Consider the following 21697-nt stretch of genomic DNA (forward strand, 5'->3'; position numbering starts at 1 on the left):
GGTGGGGCACATAGCTCTTGTTCGACAAGACCGCCGGTATCCGCCGGTCATTTCCGTAAGAAGGAGCTGAGCATGGCTACCGTGCATGTGAACGACGCCGAATTCGACGCCGAGGTGCGCCAGGCCGCGACCCCCGTCGTGGTCGATTTCTGGGCCGAATGGTGCGGCCCCTGCAAGCAGATCGGCCCGGCACTGGAAGAACTGTCGGACGAATATGCCGGCAAGATCAAGGTCGTGAAGGTCAATGTCGACGAGAACCCCGAACAGGCGGCCCAGCTGGGCGTGCGCGGCATTCCCGCCCTGTTCATGTTCAAGGACGGCGAGGTCGTGTCGAACCGCATGGGCGCCGCCCCCAAGGCCGCGCTGAAGGGCTGGATCGACGAGTCGATCTGATCCCCGCGCATGGCGCATCGAAAGGCGGCGGCCCTAGACGGGCCAGCCGCCTTTTTTCATGGCCGACAGCAACCGATCGTCGGCATCGGGCGCCATCATGTCCAGGCTGTTGCGGCGCAGGAACCAGTCGAGGAACTTGTCCGTCGGGGGGGCGTGTCCCGCGGCCATCGCGATGGCGGGATCGGCACCCAGATCGGCCGCGTTCAGCGCGACGTGGTGGAAATCGGATTGCGCGAACAGGACCAGCGGCTTGCCCAGGATCAGCGCGTCGAAGCCCACTGCGCTGTTCTGGGTGACGACGAAGGCGCAATCGCGCAGAAGCACCGCCGTTTCCCCGCCGATGGTCAGGTTCGGATATTCCGCCTGCAGCGCCCCCAGGGCGGCGTGATCCCTGTCGTCATGGACCTCCTTGGGATGCAGCGTCGCGATGCAGGGGCGGCCCGTCATCGCCGCATGGCGGATCATGCCGATGGGGCTGGCCGACTGGAAGCTGCGCTGCTTGCGCAGATGGCCCTGCAGGGGGATCAGGATGTGATCGCCGCGAACGGGATCCGCACCCGGCAGCACGCGCCTTCGCAGGCGGCGGGCGAAATTGGCGGCGGCCCGATCCTCGATCAGGTCCGGGTCGAACCGCGCCTGCGCGATGGGCCAGCGCCAGCGTTCGGCCTGCGGCTCCAGCCGCCAATAGGGATAGTGATAGGCCCGCCGGAAGGTCAGCGCGCGGTCATGGGTCGGGCGTTCCATGTTGAACAGCGCATAGCCCGGACGGGCAGGGGCACGGGCACGCGGCCCCTCGCCGGAATGGCGGATCCTGACGGTCCATCCGCGCGCCTCCAAAAGGGCCGTCATCCGGTTCAGGAATCCCAGACGACCCGCCTTCGCCATCTGCAGAACCGGGGGATACAGATAGACGTTCAGCAGCAGTTCTTCGCCCATGACGGCAGGCTAGGGTGCCGCTGCCCTGTTTTCAACGGGTTGCAGAAGGGCCGGGGCGCCCATATCTGCTTGGCCGACTGAAGGAAGGAGCGTCCCATGGCAGAGGACAAGTTTCCCGGCTGGCACGGCACCACGATTCTGGCCGTGCGCCGGAACGGCAAGGTGGTCGTCGCGGGCGACGGGCAGGTCAGCGTCGGACCAACGGTGATGAAGGGCAGCGCCCGCAAGGTGCGGCGGCTGTCGCCCGGTGGCCGCGACGTGGTCGTGGGCTTCGCGGGTTCGACCGCCGATGCCTTCACCCTGCTCGAACGGCTGGAGAAGAAGCTGGAGGCCGCGCCCGGCCAGTTGCAGCGCGCCTGCGTCGAGCTGGCCAAGGACTGGCGCATGGACAAGTACCTGCGCAACCTGGAGGCCATGCTGATCGTCACCGACGGCACGGATCTTCTGGTGGTCACCGGCGCGGGCGACGTGCTGGAACCGGAATTCGACGTTGCGGCCATCGGCTCGGGCGGGAATTTCGCGCTGGCCGCCGCGCGCGGGCTTCTGGAAAGCGATCTGGATGCCGAAGACGTGGCCCGCAAGGCCATGCAGATCGCCGCCGATATCTGCGTCTATACCAACGGTCGCCTGACCGTCGAGGTTCTGGGCTGAGACCCTGAGGAGACACGCGAAATGACCGACCTGACCCCAAGCCAGATCGTGTCCGAGCTGGACCGATTCATCATCGGCCAGAAGGATGCGAAACGCGCCGTCGCCGTCGCCCTGCGCAACCGCTGGCGCCGCAAGCGCCTTGGCGACGACCTGCGCGACGAGGTGTATCCCAAGAACATCCTGATGATCGGCCCGACCGGTGTCGGCAAGACCGAGATCAGCCGCCGCCTGGCCAAGCTGGCCAATGCGCCCTTCGTCAAGGTCGAGGCGACGAAGTTCACCGAGGTCGGCTATGTCGGGCGCGATGTGGAACAGATCATCCGCGACCTGATGGACGCCGCGATGAACGACACCCGCGAACGCATGCGCGAGGACGTGAAGACCCGCGCCCACGAGGCCGCCGAGGATCGCGTGATCGAGGCGCTGGCCGGCAAGGACGCGCGCGACGGCACCCGCCAGATGTTCCGCGACAAGCTGAAGCGCGGCGAACTGGACGACACCGTCATCGAGCTGGAGGTGGCCGACAACTCGAACCCGCTCGGCGGGATGGAGATGCCGGGCCAGCCGGGGCAGCCCATGGGCGGCATGATGGACCTGTCGGGCCTGATGAAGGCCTTTGGCGGTCGCCGCGTGCGCCGCAAGGTGACCGTCGCCGAAAGCTACGAGCTGCTGATCGCGGAAGAGGCCGACAAGCTGCTGGACGACGAGACGATCAAGGCCGCGGCCCTGGAATCGGTGCAGGAGAACGGCATCGTCTTCATCGACGAGATCGACAAGGTCTGCGCGCGCAGCGATGCCCGCGGCGGCGATGTCAGCCGCGAAGGCGTGCAGCGCGACCTGCTGCCGCTGATCGAGGGCACGACCGTCAGCACGAAATACGGCGCGGTGCGCACGGATCACATCCTGTTCATCGCTTCGGGCGCGTTCCACGTCGCCAAACCCTCGGACCTGCTGCCCGAACTTCAGGGCCGCCTGCCCATCCGCGTCGAGCTGCGCGCCCTGTCCGAGGAGGATTTCGTCCGCATCCTGACCGAGACCGACAACGCCCTGACGCGCCAGTACACCGCGCTGATGCAGACCGAGGGCGTGACCGTCTCCTTCGCCCACGACGGCATCGCGGCGCTTGCCCGCATCGCCGCCGAGGTGAACGCCTCGGTCGAGAATATCGGTGCGCGCAGGCTGTATACCGTGATCGAGCGCGTCTTCGAGGAGCTGTCCTTCAACGCGCCCGACCGTGGCGGCGAGACGATCGAGGTGGATGCCGCCTTCGTCGAGACGCATATCGGCGATCTGTCGCGTTCGACGGACCTGTCCCGCTACGTCCTGTAAGGCGCAAGGGAACCCCGGCCGCCCAGCCGGGGTTCGCCCCTTGTCGGAATGCTTCGAACAAGGGGACGGGACATGGGTTGGCTATTCAGCGCGATCATCTTCGCATTGGACATCTGGGCGATCGCCTCGGTGATCAACACGAACGAATCCACCAAGACCAAGATCATCTGGATCCTGTTGATCGCGATCCTGCCGGTCATCGGTCTGATCATCTGGTATTTCGCCGGACCCAAGGCGAAATATACCTGATCCGCATCGGATCAGCGCCTCAGATAGACGTAATACGCACCTTCGCCGCCGTGCCTGTAATGCGCGGCGGTGACCTGCTGCACGACCATCCCCAGGGGACCGGTATGCAGCCAGTGCGGCACCTGGTGGCGCAGCGCGCCGGGCCGGGTGGGCAGGGGACCATGATCGCCCCGTCCCTTGCCGGTGATGACCAGCACCAGCCGCAGACCGCCCGCATGACATGACAGGATGAACTGGATCAGTTCGGGATGGGCCGCGGCAAGCGTCATCCCATGCAGGTCCAGCCGCGCCTCGGGCTTCAGCTTGCCGCGCGTCATGCGCTTGTGGGTCTTGGCATCCATGCGCAGGCCCGATTGCGCCAGCCGTTCCGCCGGGCTCTGGTTGCGCTGGACCAGCGGCTTCTGCGGCTGGGCCGCCTGGCCGACGCGGAATGCGGGCACGGGCGCCGGGCCGGACGTGTCGCGCAGATCGGGTCGGGGCAGGGGTGCGGACATGCCTTCGGGGATCGCATCGGCCTTGCGGCGCGGATGCATGGGATGCGCGCTCTCGGCCACCTTGGACCAGAGCGCGCGATCTTCTTCGGACAGTCCCTTGCGGCGGCGCATCAGCCGGTCGCGACAAGCTGCCAGTTCGGATCGTCGCTGCCCATGCGGCGCGCGAAGGTCCAGGTATCCTTCTGCTTGCGCGCGGCCTTGGGATCGCCGTCGATCACGTTGCCTTCCGCGTCGCGGGTCGCGACGATCAGCTGCGCCAGGAAGCGGACCGAAACCTCGGCCTCGCCGGTGGCGCGGTCGAACTCGGCACCGGCGAGGGTGGTTTCGCGGGTGCCCAGATACTGCGCCTCGACCGTCTGACCGGCGGCTGCCCGCTGGTCGATGACCGACTGGAAGGCATCGGCCACCGGCGGGGCCAGGAACGGGCGGACATCGGTGATGTCGCCATTCTCGAAGGCCATCAGGATCATCTCGTAGGCCTGTCGCGCGCCGCCCAGGAACTCTCCCACGGCGAAATCGGGCTCGATGCGTTTCATCTCGGCCAGGGCCGCGGCGGCGGGGCTGCCGGCATCGACATGGTCCAGGATATCGTGATCCTGTTCACCGCCGGTGCCGTCGATCACCTCGAAACGGGCGGGGGTGGTGGTGGGCGCAGGGTCCTCGACCTTTGGAGGTTCGAACCCGTCACGCGTTCCCAGCACGTTTTTCAGGCGCAGGATCAGGAAGATCGCGATCCCTGCAAGGACAAGAAGCTGGAGAATCGGGTTGGACATCGGGCACCCTCTGGTCGGTGTCATTGGTCTTTGGACGTTCTGCCATTATGTAAGCATGGCCCCGGTGCAAGTCCAGTTGCCGCGCCGGATCACGAAGGAGTGCACATGAAGCTGTTCTGGCTTTTCCTGCTTGTCCCGATCATCGAGATCGGTCTGTTCATCCAGGTCGGCGGCCTGATCGGGCTGTGGCCCACCCTGGCCATCGTCGTCCTGACCGCCATTGTCGGCACCGCGCTGATGCGCAGCCAGGGCGCCCAGGCCTGGCTGGAAATCCAGCGCAGCTTCGGGGAAATGCGCGATCCGACGCGCCCCCTGGCGCACGGGGTCATGATCCTGATCGCGGGGATGCTGCTGCTGACGCCGGGCTTCTTCACCGACACCCTGGGGATGCTGCTGCTGGTGCCGGGCGTCCGCGACAGGCTGATGCGCCAGATCGCCGGCCGGGTGAAGGTGACCGGGTTCCAGATGAATTCCGCGACGATGGGCCGCAACCCTTATCGCGCGGCGGATGACGAAGGCGTGATCGACGGCGATTACACCGTCACCCCCGAGGATCGCCGCGACCCGGTCGATCTGCCCCCCGAACTGGACGACCCGTCGCGCGGCCCCGGCCGTTCCGGCTGGACGCGGCATTGAGACGCCGCGACCCTGCTGCTAGTGATATCCGCGACACGCATAACCCCGAGGGACGAGAATGGCTGAAGAAGAGACCACACCGAACGGCGCCGCTGCTGCACAGCCGCAGATGCGCATGAACATCCTGGCGCAGTATATCCGCGACCTGTCCTTCGAGAACGGCGTGGCGCAGAAGGGTGCGCCGCAGGGCGAACTGGCCCCCGAGGTCTCGGTCCAGGTCAGCATGGATGCCCGCAAGCGCGGTTCGGAAAACCAGTACGAGGTGATCACCAAGTTCCGCGTCACCTCGAAGAACAAGGCCGACGGCACCACCCTGTTCATCGCGGAACTGGATTATGCCGGCGTCTTCAACATCGAGGGCGTGCCGCAGGAACAGCTGCACCCCTTCCTAATGATCGAATGCCCGCGCCTGCTGTTCCCCTATGTGCGCCGCATCATCTCGGACCTGGTGCGCGATGGCGGCTTCCCGCCGTTCAACATGGACCCGGTCGATTTCGTGGCGCTGTACCGCCAGGAACTGGCGCGCCGCGCCCAGCAGGGCCAGGCCGAACAGGCCCCCGCGGACCAGAAGCTGTCCTGACCCATGGCGGCACGCCGCCCCGCCCGCGCCTGGCAGCGAATGCTGTCCGGGCGCAGGCTCGACCTTCTGGACCCGACCCCCGTTGATATCGAGATCGAGGACATCGCCCACGGTCTTGCCTTCGTCGCGCGCTGGAACGGGCAGACGCAGGGCGACTGGCCCTATTCCGTGGCCGAACATTCGCTGCTGGTCGAAGAGATCTTCGCGCGGGCGCAACCGGATTGCGATCCGCGCTGGCGTCTGGGCGCCTTGCTGCATGATGCGCCGGAATATGTCATCGGCGACATGATATCGCCGGTGAAGGCCGCGCTCGGGCCCGATTACCGGCTGATGGATCAACGGCTGACCGCGGTCATCCATCAGCGCTTCGGCCTGCCCGCGCAATTGCCCGCCACGATCAAGAAACGCATCAAGGATGCCGACCGCGTATCGGCGCGGCTGGAAGCCGTCTCGATCGCGGGGTTTTCCGAAGCCGAGGCGCGTCGCCTGTTCCCCATCCCCGAATCCTGCGATCTGTCGGGGCTGGAAATTGCACTGCGCCCACCCGCCGAAACCCGTCAGGCATATCTGGCACGATTTGCGATGCTGATATCCCTGCTGGATCGCTGAACGGCAGGACCAAACGAGAAGGGGCCGCATTGCGGCCCCTTTTCCTTATCCGATCAGCAGGTCTTCAAGCTGCTTGCCGTCGTCCAGATTCTCGATCACCCAACGCGGTTTGCGACCGCGGCCGGTCCAGGTCATCGTGGGATCCTGGGGGTTGGCGTATTTCGGCGGCACGGTGCCTGCGCGCTTGGGCTTGCCCGTGGTCAGGTCCGACAGGTTGAACCCGTATTCGCGGGCTGCTTCCTCGACCGCGACCAGCGCTTCGCGACGGCGGCGTTCCTCATAGGAATTGATCGCGCGATCCAGTTTGGAACGCAGATCACGCATATCCTTGAGCGACATCTTCTCCAGTTCGATGGTCATATCATCTGCTTTATGGTTGAATTAATAACACCAACATAAACATAGTTATTATTAGATCAAGTCGACTAATGTATCAAACATATAACCAAAAGGTTATCTTGGTCCCCTTTTGGCAAGAATTCGCTGCAATGTTCGACGATGCATATGCAACCTGCGCGCCGTTTCGGAAACGTTTCGGTCGCATTGTTCATAGACGCGCTGGATATGTTCCCATTTCACCCGATCGGCCGACATCGGGTTTTCGGGCGGCGGCGGCAGCAATTCACCGCTGGAAAGCAGGGCCGACGTCACGTCATTCGCATCGGCGGGTTTGGCCAGATAATCCGTCGCGCCCATCTTGACGGCAGCCACGGCGGTCGCGATCGCGCCATATCCCGTCAGCACGATGATGCGGGCGTCGTGGCGGCGGTCGCGCAGGGCCTCGACCACGTCCAGCCCGTTTCCATCCTCCAGCCGCAGATCGATCACCGCATAGGCCGGCGCGCGGCTTTCGATGCTTTTGAGCGCGCCTGCGACCGTGGGCGAGGTTTCCACCGCGAAGCCGCGCTTCTCCATCGCGCGGGCAAGGCGGTTCAGGAATATCTCGTCATCATCGACCAGAAGCAGCGAGGCATCCGCCCCGATTTGAGCATTCATATCTGTCATGTTATTCCCACTCCCGGCATTCGCGTTCAAAAATGGCGATTTCGCCGGGTTCTTTCAAACCGCCTGTGACGAAATGCCTTAGCTGGCGTTCAGGAAACAACCAACGGTCTCGACCAGTTTCTCGGGTGCGGCATCGCGTCCGAAATAATCCACCGTGCCCTGGCCCGGCATGACCAGATAGGTATTCGTCATGTGATCCACGAGGTAATACTCGTCATCCTCCTCGTCATGGGCCTTGTAGTAGTTGCGCCAGCCCTTGTTGACCGCGGCGATCTCGTCCTCGGACCCGGTCAGGCCGATCATGCGGCCCGGGAACAGGCTGGTGAAATCGCCCAGCACCTCGGGGGTGTCGCGCCTGGGGTCCACGGTGATGAAGACGTTCTGTACGTCCACGCCCTGCTCCTCCAGCTGGGCGACGGCCTCGGCGTTGCGGGCGGTGTCCAGCGGGCAGACATCGGGACAGAAGGTATATCCGAAATAGAGAAGGCTGGGTCGGTCGAAGACCTGCTCCGATGTCAGCCGGTCGCCTTCGGTGTTCGTCAGCGTGAACTCGGTCCCGAAGCTGTCCATGCCGCCCGCGACATTGCCGTTGCGGCATTGTGCGTAATCGGTGCCGGTATCGCGCGCCGCCAACCATGCGCCCCCGCCCACCAGAAGCAGCCCCGAAGCCACCGCGGCGGCCAGCATAATCCTTCGATCGGCCATGACGGCCCCCTTTCGTCGCGTGTCATTCGGGCGCATTGATCGCAAAGGGGGGGACGGGTATCAAGGCGCGCCATGTCGCAGACGGGGAACGCGATGAGCTTCGACGACCAGCCGGTCCTGCCGGAAGATCCCACCAAGGCCGCCGAGGCCCACAAGGCCGAGCCCATCCGCATCCGCACGCTGGTGCTGCTGCGCTGGTTCGCCATCGGCGGACAGATGGCGGCCATCGTGGTCGCCTGGTTCATGGGCATCGGGTTCATCAAGGCGCCGGTCCTGTTCCTGGTCGCCTGTTCGGTAACGATGAACCTGTGGCTGTTCCTGCACCCGCCCAAGCGCACCTCGGCGGGGCGGGCCGTCAGCCAGCTCAGCTTCGACCTGGTGCAGATCTCCATGCTGATGGCGCTGACCGGGGGGATGGCCAACCCCTTCGCGTTGCTGGTGCTGGCGCCCGTGACCATCGCGGCGGCCTCGCTCAATGCACGGCAGGTGATCGCGCTCGGCCTTGCCACGGTGGCGCTGATCTCGGTCGCGGCGATCTTCGCCCATCCGCTGACCGCGCCCGACGGGCAGGTCCTGCGGATGGAGCCCATCCTGGCGCTTGGCCATTGGGTCGCGCTGGTCATCGGGGTGGTGTTCTTCGCGGGCTATGCCCATCGCGTCACGGGCGAACTGTCGGACACGTCCAACGCGCTGTTCGCGACCCAGATGGCCCTGTCGCGCGAACAGCGCCTGCAGCATCTGGGCGGTGTCGTGGCGGCGGCGGCACACGAGATGGGCACACCGCTGGCCACGATCAAGCTGATCGCGGGCGAGCTGGCGGACGAGCTGTCCGACCGCCCCGAGCTGATGGCCGACGCGATCGCGCTGCGCGAGAGCGCGGATCGCTGCGCGGCCATCCTGCGCAGCATGGGCCGGGCGGGCAAGGACGACCTGCACATGCGCGCGGCCCCCCTGGGCGCGGTTCTCGAGGATGCGGCCAGCCCCCATGCCGATCGCGGCCCCGTGGTCGAGATCAACGCGGCCGGCCCCGTGATCCACCGCGATCCCGCCATCATCCATGCCCTGCGCAACCTGATCCAGAACGCCGTCGATTTCGCCGAGACCCGCGTGGTCATTGACGGATATGCGACCGGCAGCACCCTGGGGGTCACCATTCGCGATGACGGCCCCGGATTTCCGCCACAGCTTCTGTCGCGGATCGGCGACCCCTATGTCAGCCGCCGCGCCGAGGCGCAGCGCGGGAAATACGAAGGCATGGGGCTGGGGCTGTTCATCGCCAAGACGCTTCTGGAACGCAGCGGCGCGCGGCTCGGCTTCGCCAATGGCGGGCCGGGGGCCATCGTCACGGTTCGCTGGCCGCTGGATCGCATCCGCGCCGAGGATCGCGCCGCGCTGACCCCCAATCCGGTTAACGAAACCTAGCCGCTTAACGTGTTATTAAGCTAAAAGGCATTACGCCTTGAGGTGTTTATTCACGGTGGAGGCGGCGAAGATGTCCGAAGGTGCGATGCTGTTGGCTGCGGCGGTGCTTTGCGGCACGTTGTCGGTGGTGCTGGCGATCCTTGTGATCCGGCTGATCGACCGACGGCTGTCGGGCGCGAACAGGCCCGGAAGCGCACGGTTCCTGGACGCGCCGATCCAGCCGATGGTCTTCCTGTTCCGCGACGGATCGCTGATCGACGCCACCCCGCCCGCACGCGGCCTGCTGGACCGGGTGGGCACCGTCGACGACGATTGGGGTCGCCTGATGCGCTGGATCGGACCGCGCATCCCCGAGGCCGCCGAACTGCTGACGCAGCTGGGTCGCACGGGTCGCGTCGATCTGACGGGTCGCGAAGGGCAGGGTGCGGCCACGCTGCGCATGGTGGCCGAGGATCTGGGCGAAGGCGTGGTTCGCGTCTCGCTGGTCGATCCGGGGGCGGAACATGCGGGCATCGTGGTCGACAGCATGTCCCTCCAGGCGATGGAGGAGGAGCTGCAGCTGCTGCGCGACGCCCTGGACCAGACGCCTATGCTGGTCTGGCGCGAGGATGTCGGCGACAGGATCACATGGGCCAATTCGGCCTATCTTCGCCGCGCCGAGACGCGCAATCACGGCGCGCTCGGCTGGCCGCTGCCGCGTCTTCTGGACACCCCGCGTCCGGTGCCGGGGGCAGGAACCTCGACCCGGCGCGCCGCGCTCGAGGATCACGGGCAGGTCTCGTGGTACGATGTGCACAGCCACCGCACGGGCGAACAGAGGATGATGTTCGCACTGCCCGCCGACGCGGCCGTGCGTGCCGAACGCAGCATGCGGGATTTCCTGCAGACGCTGACCAAGACCTTCGCGGATCTTCCCATCGGGCTGGCCATCTTCGACCAGCGTCGGAACCTGCAGCTGTTCAACCCCGCCCTGATCGACCTGACGCGGCTGCCGGCGGGCTTCCTGACCGCGCGCCCGACGCTGTTCGATTTCCTCGACCAGCTGCGCGAATTGCGCATGGCGCCCGAGCCGAAGGATTATCGCAGCTGGCGTCAGCAGATGGCCAACCTGGAAAGCGCGGCGGCGACGGGCCACCACGTGGAAACCTGGTCGCTGCCGGGGGGGCAGACCTACCGCGTGACGGGCAGGCCCCATCCCGATGGCGCGGTGGCCTTCCTGTTCGAGAACATCACCTCGGAAATGGCGATGACCCGTCGATTCCGTGCCGATCTGCTGCTGGGAACCACCGTCCTGGACGGGCTGGAAGAGGCGCTGCTGGTCTTCGACAGCGGCGGGCAGGTGATCCTGACCAACGAGGCCTATCGCGGCCTCTGGGGCGAGGTGCCCGACACGCTGATGGACGCGATGATCGCGTGGGAGGGACGCGCGGCCAGCGGGGCGGCATTCTCGGCGCTGCGCGATGCCCTGAGGCTGGCATTCGAGGATCGCGCCCTCAGCGGGGCGATCACCGGGCCGCAGGGCCAGCTTCTGGGCTGGACGCTGACCTCGCTTTCGGGCGACCGGGCGATGCTGCGTTTCCGGACGGTGGCGGCCCGGACATCCGCGCGGACGCCCGAGCTGCTGCCGAATTGCTGAGGCCCGAAGGCCTCAGTAGTCCCTTTCGAAGAACAACCCGAGCGAGCTGGTCCCGTCGCTTCCGACCGATCCCCGCGCCCGCAGCGATTTCGTCACGTCGAGATTGAGGTTGATCGTGCTCTGCCCGTCCTCGTCCACGGCCACGTCGGTATAGACGTTCTCGGACAGGTAGCGGCCGGCGCGGACCTGGATGTTCCCGTCATCGTCGGTGGTCAGGTCCAGGTCGTCCAGCCCCGCGCTTTCGCGCAGATTGCCGATGATGCCGTCGCCCCCGCGACCCGCCAGCACCGCGATCGCATTGGCCAGCTGCGCCGCCTGAAGCGGGCTGATGCTGTCCAGACCGCGCCCGAACAGAAGCTGGGACAGCACCTCCTCCTGCGGCAGTTCGGGCGAGGATTCGAAGGTGATCTCGGGGTCGCTGACCTCGCCGTCGATGATGATGCGCGTCGTGATGCCGTCCTGATCGGTTTCCGCGACCAGGCGGATGACCGGGATCAGGCTGCCCTGCAGCTCGACCAGGCCCTCGGTCAAGTCGAAGCGGTTGCCCAGCAGATCGACGCGCCCCCGGATCAGTTCGAGGTTGCCGATCGGCACGACGTTGCGCGAGGTGCCCTGGATGCGGAAGCCGCCGCCCATCTCGGCATCGACGCCGCGACCGCGCACGAAGACCTGGTTCTGCGCGTTGATCACCAGATCCAGCCGCGGCGGGTTTGCCGGGGGCGTGGCGGGGGGGCCTGCAAGCCCCGCATCGGTGGCCGCTTGGCTGGGATACCCCTCCAGCCCCGCCCGCGCACGTGTCGCGCGCACCGGGGGCCGCTGGCTGCCCACATGATCGATGTCGGGAATCGCCGTGGCCCCACCCAGCCCGGTCGAGGGGATGCGGAACTCGGTCTCGATCAGGTCGATCCGCCCCGACACCAGGGGCCCCGCGGCCAGGTCGCCCGCGATGGTGATGTCGCCATCCACCAGGGTCTCGTACAGGTTCGGATCGCGCAGCTTCACCTGTCGCAGGCCGATCCCCAGATCCAGCGTGTTGCGCGTCAGGTCGAACGGACCGCTCATCCGCATCTGGCCGCCTGCGGCCACGTCGACCAGCCCGTCGATATCCACGATGCCGCCGCGGAAACCCAGGGTGATGTCCATGTTCTGCAGTCGCAGGCCCAGCCCCGGATCGACCATCTGCCCGTCCTGCAGCGTGATCTGCCCGCCAAGCGAGTTGAGCGAGGGCGGCCCGTCCACGCGCAGCGCGATGTCCAGCGGCCCCGCGAAATTGCGCGTGCGCATCACCATGTTGGCCAGCGTCGCGCTGGACCGACCGTCGATGGCAAGATCCAGGTTGCTGCCGTCCTTGGCCGCCGACCCGTTGATCGCAAGCTGCGTGTCGCCCGGTGCCGTGGCGTCCAGATCGACGGCATAGACCGATCCCTGGTCGCGCACCGACCCGTCCAGCGTGACCGGCCCCGAGAAGCTCGGCACCAGCAGGGCCAGATCGTTCAGCCGCCCGTCCAGATCGATCCCGGCCGCGGGCGATCCGCTGGCCGTCAGGGTGACCTGCGGGTTGCGCAGGTCCAGCTGCTGGACCGTCAGACCGTCCTGCGCCTGGGTCGCTGCCAGATCGAAGCTGGTCTGTCCCGCAAGGATCGGATCGACCTTCTCCTGCCCGATGCTCAGGCCGTTCGCGGAGCCGTTCGCGGTGATCCGGCGACCGTTTCCGTCATCGACCAGCCCAAGCTGCGCAGTCACGGCCCCGCCGAAACCGCCGCCCAGGAAACGCAGGTCGCTGGCGCGCAGATCGGCCTGCAGATCGGTCGCATCGGTCCCGACCTGCCCGCTGGCGCTGGCCTGCAGGCGCGGGTTTTCCACCTGCGCGGTCTGGATGGTGAAGACCCCGTCGCGTTCCGACCCCGTGACCTGCAGGCGCGTCTCGCCCGCAAGGGCACCGTCCACCTGCGCCTGCCCGAAGGACAGATCGCGCCCGGTGCCGTTCAATGTCAGCTGGCGGATGCCGTCGCCCACCTCGGCAAAGCTGCCCGAGGCGGTGACGCTGCCGCGCCAGCCCTGCCCGAAGGGTGCCAGCGACGAAATCTCGACATCGCCGTCCAGATCGGTGACCCCTTCGCCCAGGGTGCCCGACACGACCGCGCGCATCTGATCGTTGTTCAGCCGTCCTTCGGAAATCGTCAGGACGCCGTCTTCCTCGGTCGCCTCCAGCGCAAGGCGCGTGGTGCCCGTCAGCGCCTCTGCCCCGGCCCCGAGCGACAGGTCCTGCCCCGTCCCCGTCAGGCTGATCTTGCGCACGCCCTCATCCTCGGACAGGGTCGCATTGGCGGTCAGCCCGCCCGTCCAGCCGTCCTGCAGACGGCCCAGATCGGTCAGCGACAGGTCCATCCGCGCATCCAGATCGCCCGGCGCGAAGCTGCCCTGCGCATCGGCCGAGAGTTGCGGGTTCGCCACCTTGAAGCCCTGCAGGACATAGCTGTCGCCCGATTGCTCGGCCTGCGCGGTCAGCTCGGTCCGGCCCGCCATCAGCTTGTCCAGCGCCTCGATCCCCAACTGCAGATCGACGGCCTGTCCGTCCAGCGTCGCACGGCGTGCATCCGCGGGGCCCGTCAGCTTGGCGGTCACGTCCAGCGAACCGCCCATCGAGGCATCCGCATCCGCCAGCGAGGGCGCTTTGATCTGAGCCGTGATGTCGCTTGCATCCGAACTGATCGTCCCGGATGCATCCGCCGTCAGGCCCTGCGCACGGATCGCCAGCCCCTCCAGCGTGGTGCCGGTCTCGTCCCGGCGCGCATCCAGATCGATCGTCGATCGACCGCGCAGCAGCCCGTCCAGCTGCTGCTGGTCCAGCGTGATGTCGTCGCCCGCGACCTGCGCCTGAATGTCGAAGGCATCGGTCAGCAGCACGTAGTTCCCCTGCAGGGTGGCATCGGCGGTCCCGCCCATCGGACGCCCCGCCAGCGTCGAGATGCGGCCGAGGTCCTCGTGGCGGGCCCGGGCATCGGCGGTCAGGGTGATCCCGCTGTCCAGCCCCGCGATCACGAAATCGCCCTCGAGGCCGTAATCCGTGCCGTTCAGCCGGACATTGCGGATATCGACCGTGTCGCCGGGGGCGAAATCGAAATCTGCGCTGCCATCGATCGCGGTGCCGATCGCCTCGGTCAGGCCCGGATCGGTAAAGCCCAGATCCTCGGCCGAGAATTTCAGCGCACCCGTCACCTCGGACAGGGCGCCCTCGTCCAGAAGGATGCTGCCCGCGCCGTCCAGCGTCAGATCGCCCAGCCGGACCGATCCCGTGTCCAGCTGCCCGACCCGGCCCGTCAGGGTCCAGCCCTCGCCCTTGGCGGCATCGTAATCCAGAAGCAGCCGCCCGGATTCCACGGTCGAGTTCGGCCCGGCCATCGGCAGGGCGACGGGCAGTTCGGTCGCGCCCGCATCCTCGCCCAGGGTGACGGTCAGCAGGGCGCGTTCGGGGGCGGATCGGTCGTTGGTCGACAGCTCGCCCTCGACATGCAGCGCGCTGGTGCGCAGCTCCAGTTCGGGGATGGACAGGCGGCCCGTATCGGCGCGGAAGCCCTGCGCCACAAGCTGCGTGTCGCGCCCGAAGAAGGCCCGGTCGTCGGGCGGCAGCAGCGCCGCGATGTCGCCGCCGATCTGCAGGTCGAAGGCGGTGCCCGCCGCGCCGGCATCGTCGGTGGCACCCGTCGCGCTGACCTTGCCGGTGATCCGGGGCTGACCCGCCGTCGCAAGGCGGATATCGGCTGCGAAATCGCTCAGCGCGCCTTCGCCGCTGATCTGGGCCGACACGGCGGGGCGGTCGTGCAGACCGACAAGGTTCGCGAAGATGCCGTCGGCGGCCTCGTCCAGGCCCAGATTGACGCGCAGAACCTCGGTCTCGTTCGAATAGCCCGCATCCAGGACGAACTGGCCGCGCGGGCCGTCCAGCCGGTTGATGGTCAGATCGGCATCGCCCTCGCCGCCCGCCAGGCCCAGGTTGCCCGAGACCTTCAGCGATGCCGCGACCCCGATCAGCGGTTCGCCCAGACGGACGCGTTCGGCACGGATCTCCTCGATGCTCAGCGATACCGGCAGCTCGGGCAGGGCGAAGGGCTGTGCCTCGGCCTGAACCTTCTGGTCATCGCCCGCAGGCAGGCGCGGCAGGTCGATCTCGGCCGCGGACAGTTCCGCGATCTCGACCCGGCGGCGCAGCAGGGCCGACCGGTTCCACTGGATCGCGCCGTCCTTCAGCGTCAGCCACGCGCCATCCTCGTCCGAGATGCGGATCTCGTCGAAGGTCGCCCGCGAGGACAGCGCGCCCTCGAAGCCGATGATGCTGACCTGGCGCCCATCCCCCGACAGGTTCTTTTCCAGAAGCCGCGTCAGAAAGCCCTTGTCGTCTTCGTCGCTGGCCGCGATTTCCGCGATATCCTGTGCGAAGACGGCCAGCGGCACGAAGACCGCGACGACGATTATGCAGAACCTGCGCATCAGAATGCCTGCCCCAGCCCGAGATAGAGTTGAACGCCATTGGCGGTATCGCCGCTGACCGGCCCCGCCACGTCGAAGCGCAGCGGCCCGACCGGCGTGTCGTAGCGAACGCCCACGCCCGCGCCGACCTGTTCGCCCGATCCGCCGTCGAAGGCGCCGTCCTCCCAGACGCGCCCGTAATCGGCAAAGGCCACCAGCCCGATCTTCTCGCGGACCTGGAAGCGGAACTCGGCGGTGGCGGTCGCGGTGGACATGCCCCCGGTCTTGATGGTCCCGTCGCTGCCCTCGATCACCTCGACGCCGAGCGATTCGTAAGGGTGACCCCGCACGGTGCCCCCGCCGCCCGAATAGAACAGGTAGTTGCGCGGCGTGTTCTCGATTTCGGACCCCACGATGGTGCCCAGACGCGCACGCCCGGCCAGGGTGAAGCGGTCGTCGCCGAAGCTGTAATAGGCCCGACCCTCGCCCAGGGCGCGCAGGCCGCTATCGGTGTCCTCGAACCCGTAGAAGGGCGTCGCATCGCCCGACAACCAGAAGCCGCGCTTGGCGTTGTTCGCGTCGTCGCGCTTGTCCCAGGTGATGTCCATCGGCAGGGCCAGCACCTTGAAGTCGCGTTCCAGATCGTCGTCATAGGCGCGCGAGAACTGGTATTCGAGCGCGATGTCGCCGGTCAGCTGATCGTTGAAGATATGGTTGAAGCCCAGGCCCAGGGTCGCGACATCCTCGTCGTAATCCTCCTCGCGGGTCTGTTCGGCCTCGAACTCGATATAGCCGGTCGTGTCGGCGGTCAGGGTCGCGGGACGTTCCAGGCGGATCAGGTATTCGTCGTCGCGCCCGCTGGTCTCCGAACCGATATCCTTGACCTCGGCCTCGACGCGCAGCCTTTCGCCGCCGCCGAACAGGTTGCGATGCATCCAGTAGCCCGACAGCAGCACGCCATCGGTATTCGAGATCTCGAAGCCCGCGCCGATGCGGCGGGTCCTCTGTTCGACCACGGTCAGGTCCATGTCCATGCTGTCATCGGCGTTCAGCGTCTCGGATTCCTCCAGCGTGATGGCCGAGAAGACGCCCGAACGGCGCAGGCGCTTGCGGACGTCCTCGGTCTTCTCGGGGTCGAAACGCTCACCCTCGGGAAAGCCAGCGATCTTGCGCAGGCGGCGTTCCTTCAGGCGGCGATTGCCGCTGACATTCAGCCTGCCGAAGGTGACGGCGGGGCCGGGATCCAGCCCGATCTGCGTATCGACCGCCTGCGCATCGTGATCCGCGGTGATCTGCTGCCCGCCCACATCGGCCTTGGCATGGCCGTAATTGCGCCACCCCTCGACCCCCGCAAGGGCGGCACGGCGCATGACGCCCGTGCCCGCGGTTTCGCCCACGGCGAAGCCGGGCGGGATCTCGGATCCGGGGGCGATGGGGGCCAGATCGGCGCGCACGAACTTGTAGGCGGGGCCGGGGATCACGACGACATGGGCGCGGGCGACGGCATCGGGCGCGTCCAGAAGCGCCACCTCGGCGGCCTCGACCCCGTCCAGCCGGATGTTGACCACCGCGTCATAGAACCCGTTGTCATAGAGCACGCCCAGGATGCGCGCGTAATCGCCCCGCGCGGCGGCCAGCACGTCCTGTCCGGTGGTCCGATCCTCGGACAGGGCCGCCGAGATCAGCGAGGTCTGGCGGATCTTGGTGGCCAGCGAATCGTCACCGCCCTCGACCGTGATATCCAGGTCCACGGGGCCGTCATCCGCGTCATCGCGCGAGAACAGCCCCGAGAACGGAGAGGAGGATTGCGCCCATGCGAAACCTCCACCCGAGATGGTCGTGGTGGCGACCAGCATCGCCGTCACATATGCGCGCATCAACCCTGCCCCTGCTCGTATTCTGGCTTGGTTCGATCAAACCAGCTTGGGGCAGTCGGGTCCAGCAATTACTGCGAACCGAACGGTTCGCAGGTGGGTTCACGCCAACGCGGCCAGGCAGCCGTGAAGGGCCGCCATGTCGTCCAGGATAAGGTGGATCGGCGTGTTGGCCGGGATGTGGCCCATATGGGTTTCCGACAGGAAGGCCGGGGTGAAGCGATCCATCCGGTCGGCGATGCTGCGCCCGACGCTGCCCGCCAGGAACAGCCCCTCGAAGGGCATGAAGCGCAAGGACAATTCCCGGCAGAGAAGGCCCACGAGTTCCGTGAAGAAATCATAGGTCTCGATGGCGGCGGGATCGCCTGCCTCCATCGCGCGGGCGATGTCTTCGCTGCGGACGGGGGGCGTGCCGGTCATGGCGGCGTGCAGCCGCGACAGGCCGCGCCCCGCGAAGGTCTCCTCGGTCGAGAAGAAATCGGCCGCGGCGACCGGGCCGACCTCCTGGATCAGGCGGGCCATGATGTTGGCGGGCAGGTGGGTATGCCCCTCTTCGGCCTCGAGCGCGGTGATCGCGCCGCCGGGCAGGACCCGCACGGCGCAGACGTTGAACCCGGTGCCCAGGCCCACGACCAGCGCCTGCCCGTTGCGCGCCCGGTCGGCCGGCGCCTCGCGCAGGATCGAGATGCCGCCGCCCGTCAGCGCCGGCGTGGCATAGCCGAGCGCGGTCAGGTCGTTGATCAGCCGCACGTGGTCGGCATCGGTCAGCCGCGCCAGGTCGTTTTCGTCGAAGGACCAGTCGCGGTTGGTCAGCCGCGCCCGTCCGCCGCTGACCGGCCCCGCGACTGCGACGCACATGGCCGAGATGTTGGGCTGGTGCTGTTCGGCCATGAACTGGCGCACCACATCGTCGAAGCTGGCGAAGTCGTCGCCGCGGAACCGCGTGACCGTCGCCTGATCGATCAGACCGTTGCGCGCGATCGCCAGCCGCGCGTTGGTCCCGCCCACATCGCCAAGAAGCATCGCCATCCTTCAACCCCGCTCAGTTCAGCCTCTGGCCATCCTTAGGCGAGAAGTAGGACACTTTCGAGAGGTCGAATGCCAGAGGAAACGGCCGACGCGCCTGAACCGGGCTTTCTGCCCGAAGACGCGCCGTCACCGGCTTGCCGCCCAGCTGGGTGACCGCGAAGGTGTCGGCCCCCGCCGGTTCCACGATGTCGATCAGCACGTCGCGATCGGCACGCTGCGCGTTGCCCGGCAGATGCGCGCCCTCGGTCGCCTCGTGGATGTCCTCGGGGCGCACGCCCAGCACGATCTCGGCGGGAAGGTCGCGGGCGACCGGGTCGGTGATGACCAGGGGCGCCTCGTCCTTGCGCTCGATCTCGATCCGGGTGGTGCCGGCATCGACGCGCACGCGGGCCGGGATCAGGTTCATGGCGGGACTGCCCATGAAATCGGCCACGAACATGTTGGCCGGACGGTTGTAGATTTCCGCGGGCGTGCCGATCTGCTGGATCACGCCGCCTTTCATCACGACGATCTTGGTGGCCAGGGTCATCGCCTCGATCTGGTCGTGGGTGACATAGACGATGGAGGCGTTCAGATCCTGGTGCAGCTTCTTGATCTCGGTCCGCATGCTGACGCGCAGCTTGGCGTCCAGGTTCGACAGCGGTTCGTCGAACAGGAACAGTGCGGGGTCGCGCACCAGCGCCCGCCCCATGGCCACGCGCTGACGCTGGCCGCCCGACAACTGGCCCGGCTTGCGGTGCAGCAGCTGTTCGATCTGCAGCTGGCGCGACACCTCGGCCAGCTTGGCGTCCTGCGTGGCCTTGTCCACGCCGCGCACCTTCATGCCGAAGGTGATGTTCTTGGCGACCGTCATCGTCGGATAGAGCGCGTAGGACTGGAACACCATCGCGATGTCGCGGTCCTTGGGCGAAACGCCCGTGACATTGCGCCCCGCGATGCTGACATCGCCGCCGCTGATGGGTTCCAGCCCCGCGATGCAGTTCAGCAGCGTGGACTTGCCGCAGCCCGAAGGCCCGACCAGGACCAGGAAGTCGCCCTCTTCGATGCTGATGTTGATGTCGTGCAGGATATGGGTCTCGCCATAGGATTTCTGCAGATGTTCGATTTCGAGGATCGGCATGGGATCACCCTTTCACGGAACCGGCGGTCAGGCCGCGGATGAAGTACTTGCCAGCGACGACATAGACGAACAGCGTGGGCAGGGCCGCGATGATCGCGGCGGCCATGTCCACGTTGTAGGCTTTGACGCCGGTGGTCGAATTGACGATGTTGTTCAGCGCGACCGTCACGGGCTGGCTGCCCGGACCCGCGAAGCTGACCCCGAACAGGAAGTCGTTCCAGATCTGGGTGAACTGCCAGATGACGGACACGGTGATGATCGGCAGCGACAGCGGCAGGAAGACCGCAAAGAAGATGCGGAAGAAGCCCGCCCCGTCCACCTTGGCCGCCCGCACCAGTTCCTGGGGGATGGTGACATAGTAGTTGCGGAAGAACAGCGTGGTGAAGCCGATCCCGTAGATCACGTGGACGAAGATCAGCCCCGGAATGCTGCCCGCCAGCCCCAGGAACCCGAGCGTCTGCGCCATCGGCAGCAGCACCACCTGGAAGGGGATGAAGCAGCCGAACAGGATGCCCGCGAAGAACAGGTTGGCGCCCCGGAACTGCCATTGCGCGAAGACATAGCCGTTCAGCGCGCCCACCACGGTGGAGATCGCGACGGCGGGCACGGCCATCAGCACGCTGTTCCAGAAGAACGGGCGCAGCCCCTCGCACTGGGTGCCCGCGCAGGCGGTGGACCAGGCCTCGGACCAGGCCGCGAAGGTGATCTCGCGCGGCAGGGACAGAAGGCCGCCCGTGCGGATCTCTTCCAGCGATTTCAGCGATGTCGTCAGCATGACGAACAGCGGCATCAGGTAGAAGGCCGCGAAGACGATCAGGACCGCATAGAGGCCCCAGCGAAGCATTGTGTTACTTGTCACGGCGCGGCCTCAATTCGCTGTAGAGATAGGGAACGACGATCGCGAAGATGACGCCCATCATCACCATGGCGCTGGATGCCGCCTGGCCCAGATCCCCGCGGGAAAACGCCATCGCGTACATGTAGGTCGCCGGCAGGTCGGTGGCATAGCCGGGGCCGCCATTCGTCAGCGCGATCACCAGGTCGAAGGCCTTGATCGCCAGATGCGCCAGCACGATGAAGGCCGACAGGAAGATCGGCGCCATCGTCGGGATGATGATCGCGGAATAGATGCGGTGGTTGGGGATGCCGTCCACCTGCGCCGCGCGGATGATCTCGGTATCGACGGACCGCAGCCCAGCCAGGAACAGCGCCATCACGAAGCCCGATGCCTGCCAGACGGCGGCCAGGACCACGGTATAGATCGCCATCTCGGGGCGGATCAGCCAGTCGAAGGCGAAGGACTCGAAGCCCCAGCCGCGGACGGTCTCCTGGATGCCCAGACCCGGGTTCAGGATCCATTTCCACGCCGTGCCGGTCACGATCAGCGACAGCGCCATCGGATAGAGATAGATCGTGCGCAGCACGCCCTCGGCGCGGATCCTCTGATCGAGGAAGATCGCCAGCAGCAGCCCGATCGCCATCGAGATCACGATGAACAGCCCGCCGAAGATGAACAGGTTGTTCATCGCCACGTCCCAGCGCGGGGCGGCGAACAGGCGCCCGTACTGGCCGAAGCCGTCCAGTTCGTATTTCGGCATCAGGCGGGATTTCGTGAGGCTGATCCAGGCGGTCCATGCGATGAAGCCGTAGACGAAGATCAGGATCGCGACGAAGGACGGCGCCAAGACAAGCTTGGGCACGTTGCGTTCAAGCCATTCCATTGCGGATAACCCTTCAAAGAAAAACCCCGCGCCTCGGCCCGGAAGCCGGGGCGCGGGGGGTGGTCAGC

Annotated in this window: 21 protein-coding genes; 9 read left to right on the forward strand and 12 right to left on the reverse strand. The window is 66.6% G+C overall.

What is annotated here, in order from left to right:
* Positions 1–72 precede the first annotated feature (72 nt).
* Complete coding sequence (gene trxA / locus KO490_RS05955) at positions 73–393, forward strand: thioredoxin (protein ID WP_216018495.1); 321 nt, start codon at positions 73–75, stop codon at positions 391–393.
* 33 nt (positions 394–426) lie between these two features.
* Here the strand turns inward: trxA and KO490_RS05960 are convergent, their stop codons facing one another.
* Complete coding sequence (locus KO490_RS05960; protein ID WP_216018496.1) at positions 427–1329, reverse strand: hypothetical protein; 903 nt, start codon at positions 1327–1329, stop codon at positions 427–429.
* Positions 1330–1425: 96 nt separating this feature from the next.
* On the opposite strand from KO490_RS05960, the gene hslV reads away from it, so the two are divergent.
* From hslV to KO490_RS05975, 3 genes are all read left to right on the forward strand, one after another.
* On the forward strand, positions 1426–1980 hold the full coding sequence (gene hslV / locus KO490_RS05965; protein ID WP_216018497.1) for an ATP-dependent protease subunit HslV: 555 nt from the start codon (positions 1426–1428) through the stop codon (positions 1978–1980).
* Between the two features lie 21 nt (positions 1981–2001).
* Entirely contained in the window at positions 2002–3309 is a 1308-nt protein-coding gene (hslU, locus tag KO490_RS05970; RefSeq protein ID WP_216018498.1) for an ATP-dependent protease ATPase subunit HslU, read from the forward strand.
* Between the two features lie 72 nt (positions 3310–3381).
* Entirely contained in the window at positions 3382–3558 is a 177-nt protein-coding gene (locus KO490_RS05975) for a PLDc N-terminal domain-containing protein (RefSeq protein WP_216018499.1), read from the forward strand.
* 11 nt (positions 3559–3569) lie between these two features.
* On the opposite strand, the gene KO490_RS05980 is transcribed toward KO490_RS05975, so the two are convergent.
* Complete coding sequence (locus tag KO490_RS05980) at positions 3570–4163, reverse strand: Smr/MutS family protein (RefSeq protein WP_216018500.1); 594 nt, start codon at positions 4161–4163, stop codon at positions 3570–3572.
* Positions 4163–4825, reverse strand: a complete 663-nt coding sequence (locus KO490_RS05985; RefSeq protein ID WP_216018501.1) for a Tim44/TimA family putative adaptor protein — start codon at positions 4823–4825, stop codon at positions 4163–4165. The genes KO490_RS05980 and KO490_RS05985 overlap by 1 nt, the downstream gene beginning before the upstream one ends.
* Positions 4826–4930: 105 nt before the next feature.
* Here KO490_RS05985 and KO490_RS05990 point away from each other — a divergent pair, with 105 nt between their 5' ends.
* Genes KO490_RS05990 through KO490_RS06000 form a run of 3 tightly spaced genes read left to right on the forward strand, consistent with a single transcriptional unit; the run spans position 4931 to position 6650 of the window.
* On the forward strand, positions 4931–5461 hold the full coding sequence (locus tag KO490_RS05990; RefSeq protein WP_216018502.1) for an FxsA family protein: 531 nt from the start codon (positions 4931–4933) through the stop codon (positions 5459–5461).
* Between the two features lie 58 nt (positions 5462–5519).
* Positions 5520–6041 carry a protein-export chaperone SecB gene (gene secB / locus KO490_RS05995; protein WP_216018503.1) on the forward strand — a complete coding sequence of 174 codons (522 nt, stop codon included), beginning with the start codon at positions 5520–5522 and terminating at the stop codon, positions 6039–6041.
* Between the two features lie 3 nt (positions 6042–6044).
* Positions 6045–6650: an HD family hydrolase gene (locus tag KO490_RS06000; protein ID WP_216018504.1), complete on the forward strand. Its 606-nt coding sequence runs from the start codon at positions 6045–6047 to the stop codon at positions 6648–6650.
* A 45-nt stretch (positions 6651–6695) separates the two neighbouring features.
* On the opposite strand, the gene KO490_RS06005 is transcribed toward KO490_RS06000, so the two are convergent.
* From KO490_RS06005 to KO490_RS06015, 3 genes are all read right to left on the reverse strand, one after another.
* Positions 6696–7010 (reverse strand): H-NS family nucleoid-associated regulatory protein, encoded by a 315-nt coding sequence (locus KO490_RS06005; RefSeq protein ID WP_216018505.1) that lies wholly within the window; start codon positions 7008–7010, stop codon positions 6696–6698.
* A gap of 93 nt (positions 7011–7103) precedes the next feature.
* A complete protein-coding gene (locus KO490_RS06010) occupies positions 7104–7646 on the reverse strand; it encodes an ActR/PrrA/RegA family redox response regulator transcription factor (RefSeq protein ID WP_371822275.1) in 543 nt (180 codons plus the stop codon).
* Between the two features lie 87 nt (positions 7647–7733).
* A complete protein-coding gene (locus KO490_RS06015) occupies positions 7734–8360 on the reverse strand; it encodes an SCO family protein (protein WP_216018507.1) in 627 nt (208 codons plus the stop codon).
* A 72-nt stretch (positions 8361–8432) separates the two neighbouring features.
* Here KO490_RS06015 and KO490_RS06020 point away from each other — a divergent pair, with 72 nt between their 5' ends.
* Positions 8433–9782 (forward strand): ActS/PrrB/RegB family redox-sensitive histidine kinase, encoded by a 1350-nt coding sequence (locus KO490_RS06020; protein ID WP_252727043.1) that lies wholly within the window; start codon positions 8433–8435, stop codon positions 9780–9782.
* A gap of 70 nt (positions 9783–9852) precedes the next feature.
* On the forward strand, positions 9853–11418 hold the full coding sequence (locus KO490_RS06025) for a PAS-domain containing protein (protein WP_216018508.1): 1566 nt from the start codon (positions 9853–9855) through the stop codon (positions 11416–11418).
* A gap of 12 nt (positions 11419–11430) precedes the next feature.
* Here KO490_RS06025 and KO490_RS06030 read toward each other — a convergent pair whose 3' ends face one another.
* The 6 genes from KO490_RS06030 to KO490_RS06055 all read right to left on the reverse strand — a co-directional run bounded on the left by KO490_RS06030 (position 11431) and on the right by KO490_RS06055 (position 21629).
* Complete coding sequence (locus KO490_RS06030) at positions 11431–15906, reverse strand: translocation/assembly module TamB domain-containing protein (RefSeq protein WP_216018509.1); 4476 nt, start codon at positions 15904–15906, stop codon at positions 11431–11433.
* The gene (locus KO490_RS06035; protein ID WP_216018510.1) at positions 15906–17762 is read right to left on the reverse strand and encodes an autotransporter assembly complex family protein; all 1857 of its coding nucleotides are present in this window, start codon (positions 17760–17762) and stop codon (positions 15906–15908) included. The genes KO490_RS06030 and KO490_RS06035 overlap by 1 nt, the downstream gene beginning before the upstream one ends.
* A 99-nt stretch (positions 17763–17861) precedes the next feature.
* Positions 17862–18788, reverse strand: a complete 927-nt coding sequence (locus KO490_RS06040; protein WP_216018511.1) for a glucokinase — start codon at positions 18786–18788, stop codon at positions 17862–17864.
* Between the two features lie 13 nt (positions 18789–18801).
* The gene (locus tag KO490_RS06045) at positions 18802–19908 is read right to left on the reverse strand and encodes an ABC transporter ATP-binding protein (protein WP_216018512.1); all 1107 of its coding nucleotides are present in this window, start codon (positions 19906–19908) and stop codon (positions 18802–18804) included.
* A gap of 4 nt (positions 19909–19912) precedes the next feature.
* Entirely contained in the window at positions 19913–20752 is an 840-nt protein-coding gene (locus KO490_RS06050) for a carbohydrate ABC transporter permease (RefSeq protein ID WP_216018513.1), read from the reverse strand.
* Between the two features lie 4 nt (positions 20753–20756).
* Positions 20757–21629, reverse strand: a complete 873-nt coding sequence (locus KO490_RS06055; protein WP_216018514.1) for a carbohydrate ABC transporter permease — start codon at positions 21627–21629, stop codon at positions 20757–20759.
* Between the last annotated feature and the right edge of the window lie 68 nt (positions 21630–21697).

Source organism: Paracoccus sp. C2R09, from assembly GCF_018860625.1.
Taxonomy (GTDB): Bacteria; Pseudomonadota; Alphaproteobacteria; order Rhodobacterales; family Rhodobacteraceae; genus Paracoccus.